The sequence below is a fragment of the Streptomyces racemochromogenes genome, from assembly GCF_044129415.1.
Lineage (GTDB): Bacteria > Actinomycetota > Actinomycetes > Streptomycetales > Streptomycetaceae > Streptomyces > Streptomyces racemochromogenes_A.
Genome location: NZ_JBBDHD010000246.1, coordinates 1 through 4,585, shown reverse-complemented (window position 1 = coordinate 4,585; position 4,585 = coordinate 1). Strand labels below are relative to the sequence as shown.

Genomic DNA, 4,585 nt, shown 5'->3' with positions numbered 1-4,585 from the left:
CCCCCCCCCGCCCCCCGCCCGCGCCGCCCCCCGGGCGCGCGCCCGCGCCCCCCGCCCCCCCCCCCCCCCCCCCCCCCCCCCCCCCCCCCCCCCCCCCCCCCCCCGGGCCCGTGCTTGAATGCCGCTGTGAACGATCTCGACGTGATCAAGGTGTTCTGCGCGGGTGACGGCCGGCACGGCAACCTGCTCGGAGTCGTGCGCGACGGCCGCACCGTCCCGGACGACGCGGCCCGGCAGGCCCTCGCCGCCGAACTCGGCTACAGCGAGACGGTGTTCGTCGACGACCCCGAGCGCGGCGTCGTCGACATCCGCACCCCCGGCACGCGCATGTCCTTCGCCGGACACCCGCTGGTCGGCCTCGCCTGGCTGCTCGACATCGAGGAGCTCCAGCCGCCCGCCGGCCCCGTGTGGGCCCGCAGCGACGGGGAGTTCACCTGGATCACCGCCCGCCCCGAGTGGGTCACCGGCAAGCACACCCGGCAGTACGCCAGCGCCGCCGAGGTCGAGGCGCTGCCCACCCCGCCGCCCGGCGAGGGCTGGCTCTACGCCTGGGCCTGGGAGGACGAGCCGGCCGGCCGGATCCGGGCCCGGGGCTTCCCGCGCCGCCCCGACGGGGCCATCGCCGAGGACGAGGCCACCGGTTCGGCGGCGATCCTCCTCACCGCCGAACTGGGCCGCGCCCTGAACATCACCCAGGGCGCCGGCTCCCAGCTGCTCACGGCACCGGCCCCGGACGGCACGGTGGAACTGGGCGGCCGCGTCCGCTTCGCGTCCTAGCCGACCCCGGCCACGGCCCCGGCCCGGCCACGGACCGGGTCGCGGGCTACGCGCTGATCCGGAACTCCTCGCCGAGCTCCCGGAACACGGCCCCGTTGTGGTCGAAGGCCCGCTTGCACTCGTCGACGATCCGCCGCTTCTCCAGGTCGTCGGCCGCGATCCCGTCCAGCAGCTCCCGGTACTCCCGCTTGAACGCCGCCGGGTTGGCGATGTCCGCGAAGACGTAGAACCGCACGCCGTCGCCCTTGCGCGCGAAGCCCCAGGTGCGCTCCGCCTTGTCCCGGATGATCTGCCCGCCGGAGAGGTCGCCCAGGTAGCGGGTGTAGTGGTGGGCGACGTACCCGCCCGGCCAGCTCCGCGCGCACTGCGCGACCCGGGCCGCGTACGCCCGCGTCGCGGGCAGCGCCGTCACACCCTGCCGCCAGTCCGGCCCGATCAGGTGCGCCAGGTCGCGCTCGATCTCCGCGACCCGCATCAGCTCGGGCCTTATGAAGGGCCCCGCGACCGGGTCCCCGCGCAGGGCGTCGGCCGCGTCCTCCAGTGCCCGGTAGACGAACCACAGCTGCTCGGTGTAGCGGGTGTAGGCGTCCACTCCGAGGCGCCCGCCGAGCAGGTCGCCCATGAAGGCGGAGGTCTCGGCTTCGGTGTGCTGCTCGTGCGAGGCGACACGGATGAGCGTGGAGAAGGCGTCCAAGACGGACCTCCGCAGAAGGGGAATCGGGCGCGGCGACACCGCCGCCACGCCCGATCCTCCTGCTTAGGCATACCTAAGTCAATGTGTTCCCGACGCGTTGTCGGTAAAAAGTCCCCCCGCCCCGGCGGGCGGCGCCCCCTACGGCAGGGTGAGGATGTCCGCTCCCGTCTCCGTCACCACCAGCGTGTGCTCGAACTGGGCGGTCCGCTTGCGGTCCTTCGTCACCACCGTCCAGCCGTCCTCCCACATGTCGTACTCGTGGGTGCCCAGCGTCAGCATCGGCTCGATGGTGAACGTCATGCCCGGCTCCATGACGGTGGTCGCGTGCGGGCTGTCGTAGTGCGGGATGATCAGGCCGGAGTGGAAGGACGAGTTGATGCCGTGCCCGGTGAAGTCCCGGACCACGCCGTAGCCGAACCGCTTCGCGTACGACTCGATGACCCGCCCGATCACGTTGATCTGGCGGCCCGGCTTGACCGCCTTGATGGCCCGGTTCAGGGCCTCGCGGGTGCGCTCCACCAGCAGCCGCGACTCCTCGTCGACCTCGCCGCACAGGTAGGTGGCGTTGTTGTCGCCGTGCACGCCGCCGATGTACGCGGTGACGTCCAGGTTGACGATGTCGCCGTCGCGCAGGACGGTCGAGTCGGGGATGCCGTGGCAGATGACCTCGTTGAGCGAGGAGCACAGGGACTTGGGGAAGCCCCGGTAGCCCAGCGTCGACGGGTAGGCGCCGTGGTCGCACATGTACTCGTGCGCGACCCGGTCCAGCTCGTCCGTGGTCACCCCCGGCGCGATGTGCTTCGCGGCCTCCTCCATCGCCTGTGCGGCGATGCGGCCGGCGACGCGCATGGCCTCGATGGTCTCGGCGGACTGCACCTCGGGCCCGGTGTACGGCTTCGGGCCGGGCTTGCCCACGTACTCGGGCCGGCGGATGTTTCCGGGAACGGAACGGGCGGGAGAGAGCTCGCCTGGTACGAGCAGCGACTGGCCAGACATGCAAGCGAGTGTATCGAGCGGCCATGGGGCAGCATGGCGCTGTAGAGAGGACCGAGAGGGACCGAGAGGAGCCTGGAGACGATGGCCCTGTTCAAGAAGCGGCAGGTGGGCAAACCGGGCGAGTGGTACTACTGCCTGGTCCACAAGAAGGTCGAGGAGGGGCCGGAGTGCCCCGCCAAGGACCGCTTCGGCCCGTACACCACCCGCGAGGAAGCCGCCCACGCCATGGAGACGGCGCAGGAACGCAACCTCGAATGGCAGAACGACCCCAAGTGGAACGACAGGACCCGCGAGGAGGAGGGGGACGGAACGGGCACCGCCACCCCCTGACGGACCCCCGCTACCAGAGGCTGGGCGGCGGCGCGGTCAGCTGATCGGCCAGCCGCGCCAGCCGGTCCCGCAGCCGCTGCGCCCCCGTGCCGGCCCCCGCGCCCCGCCGCACCGGCAGGCCGTTCTCCCCGGCCGCCGCCCCCACCAGGTGCTGCACCGTGTCCAGGTCCGTGGCGCAGTCCGCGGCCGGCACCGACAGCGCGTCGTGCGCGAGGGCGCCCAGATCCGCGTCCCCGCCGTCCAGGGACAGCACGGTCGCCCCCGCCCTGCGGGCGTCGTGGACCCGCTCCAGCAGCCCCTCGCCCGGCCGCTCCGGAGCCACCACCAGCAGGGTGTGCCCGCGCCGGGCCCCCTCCAGCCGGCCCAGCCCCACGGACAGGTGTGGCGGCTCGCCCGGCCGCACCCGGTGCCGCACCAGCGTCGGCGCCAGCTCCGGCTGTCCCGACCAGGCGGCCTCGTCCACCAGATGCGCCGCCAGGTGCCAGGGCTCGTACCGCTCCGTCCCCACCAGCAACAGGCCCCCGCCGGCCGGCACCACCGCCCGCCGCAGCGACCCGGCGAACCTCCGCGCCTCACCCGGCCACGGCGTCCCGGCGAGCACCTCGCGCAACAGGGCCACCCTCACGGCATCCATGGCCCGCATCCTGCCGCACGCCCAGGGTCCCGCGGAGCGCTTCCGCGGCTCTCCCACCCCTTCGGCCCCGGCGTACCCGGCAGTACGCTCGCCCCCATGACTTCCTCAGACAGCACGCAGAAGCCGCCGGCCAAGGACCCCTGGGACCTCCCCGACGTCTCCGGCCTGGTCGTCGGCGTCCTCGGCGGCACCGGCGACCAGGGCCGGGGTCTCGCCTACCGCCTCGCCCGCGCGGGCCAGAAGGTGATCATCGGCTCCCGCGCCGCCGACCGCGCCGAGAACGCCGCCCGGGAACTGGGCCTCGGCGTCGAGGGCGCCGACAACGCCGAGTGCGCCCGCCGCAGCGACATCGTCATCATCGCGGTGCCGTGGGAGGGCCACGCCAAGACCCTGGAGGCCCTGCGCGAGGACCTCGCCGGCAAGCTGGTCGTGGACTGCGTCAACCCGCTCGGCTTCGACAAGCAGGGCGCGTACGCCCTCCGGGTCGAGGAGGGCAGCGCCGCCCAGCAGGCCGCCGCCCTGCTCCCGGACTCCCGGGTCACCGCGGCCTTCCACCACCTCTCCGCGGTCCTCCTCCAGGACGCCTCCGTCGAGGAGATCGACACCGACGTCATGGTCCTCGGCGAGTCCCGCGCCGACACCGACCTGGTCCAGGCCCTCGCGGCCCGCATCCCCGGCATGCGCGGCGTCTTCGCGGGCCGGCTGCGCAACGCCCACCAGGTGGAGGCGATGGTCGCCAACCTCATCTCGACCAACCGCCGCTACAAGGCCCACGCGGGCCTGCGCCTCACCGACGTCTGAGCCGGCGCGCCCGGGCCCCGCGCCGCCGACGCGGGGCCCGGCCGGATGGGGGACACTGGAGGGGCTCGACCCCGTCCCGTGTCGCCGAGGAGCTGTTCCCGATGCCCCGCCTTGCCGTGTTCGCCGTTGTCGTCTGCGTCCTCGCCGTGGCCGCCGCCGTGGTCGCCTTCGTGGAGGGCAGCTTCCTCGGGATCGTGTGGGTGCTGCTGGCGGGCGTCACCTCCAACATGGCCTGGTTCTACGTGCGCAAGGCCAAGGCGCAGAAGCAGGGCGCCGCCTAGGTGTTCTGTCCCGGGAGGTTGTGGACGGGTGACGCAGGTCTCGGCTGAGGGATCTTGAACGGGTGAGGGCCT

7 protein-coding genes are annotated in these 4,585 nt (G+C 73.6%); 4 read left to right on the top strand and 3 right to left on the bottom strand.

From position 1 onward, the window contains the following. Positions 1 to 126: 126 nt before the first annotated feature. Positions 127 to 777 (top strand): PhzF family phenazine biosynthesis protein, encoded by a 651-nt coding sequence (locus WDV06_RS36325; protein WP_395514077.1) that lies wholly within the window; start codon positions 127 to 129, stop codon positions 775 to 777. A gap of 46 nt (positions 778 to 823) precedes the next feature. Here WDV06_RS36325 and WDV06_RS36320 read toward each other — a convergent pair whose 3' ends face one another. Together WDV06_RS36320 and map are read right to left on the bottom strand one after the other, a co-directional pair. Continuing rightward, positions 824 to 1,471 (bottom strand): biliverdin-producing heme oxygenase, encoded by a 648-nt coding sequence (locus tag WDV06_RS36320; RefSeq protein ID WP_395514076.1) that lies wholly within the window; start codon positions 1,469 to 1,471, stop codon positions 824 to 826. A 138-nt stretch (positions 1,472 to 1,609) separates the two neighbouring features. Further along, positions 1,610 to 2,467 carry a type I methionyl aminopeptidase gene (map, locus tag WDV06_RS36315; RefSeq protein WP_395514075.1) on the bottom strand — a complete coding sequence of 286 codons (858 nt, stop codon included), beginning with the start codon at positions 2,465 to 2,467 and terminating at the stop codon, positions 1,610 to 1,612. An 81-nt stretch (positions 2,468 to 2,548) separates the two neighbouring features. Between map and WDV06_RS36310 the strand changes: the two genes are divergently transcribed. Further along, a complete protein-coding gene (locus WDV06_RS36310; RefSeq protein WP_395514074.1) occupies positions 2,549 to 2,797 on the top strand; it encodes a hypothetical protein in 249 nt (82 codons plus the stop codon). A 10-nt stretch (positions 2,798 to 2,807) separates the two neighbouring features. Here the strand turns inward: WDV06_RS36310 and WDV06_RS36305 are convergent, their stop codons facing one another. Next, positions 2,808 to 3,431: a hypothetical protein gene (locus WDV06_RS36305; protein ID WP_395514073.1), complete on the bottom strand. Its 624-nt coding sequence runs from the start codon at positions 3,429 to 3,431 to the stop codon at positions 2,808 to 2,810. Positions 3,432 to 3,527: 96 nt separating this feature from the next. Here WDV06_RS36305 and npdG point away from each other — a divergent pair, with 96 nt between their 5' ends. Together npdG and WDV06_RS36295 are read left to right on the top strand one after the other, a co-directional pair. Beyond that, positions 3,528 to 4,232, top strand: coding sequence for an NADPH-dependent F420 reductase (npdG, locus tag WDV06_RS36300; RefSeq protein WP_395514072.1), 705 nt, complete (start codon positions 3,528 to 3,530; stop codon positions 4,230 to 4,232). 101 nt (positions 4,233 to 4,333) lie between these two features. Beyond that, positions 4,334 to 4,513, top strand: a complete 180-nt coding sequence (locus WDV06_RS36295) for a hypothetical protein (protein WP_395514071.1) — start codon at positions 4,334 to 4,336, stop codon at positions 4,511 to 4,513. Positions 4,514 to 4,585 lie beyond the last annotated feature (72 nt).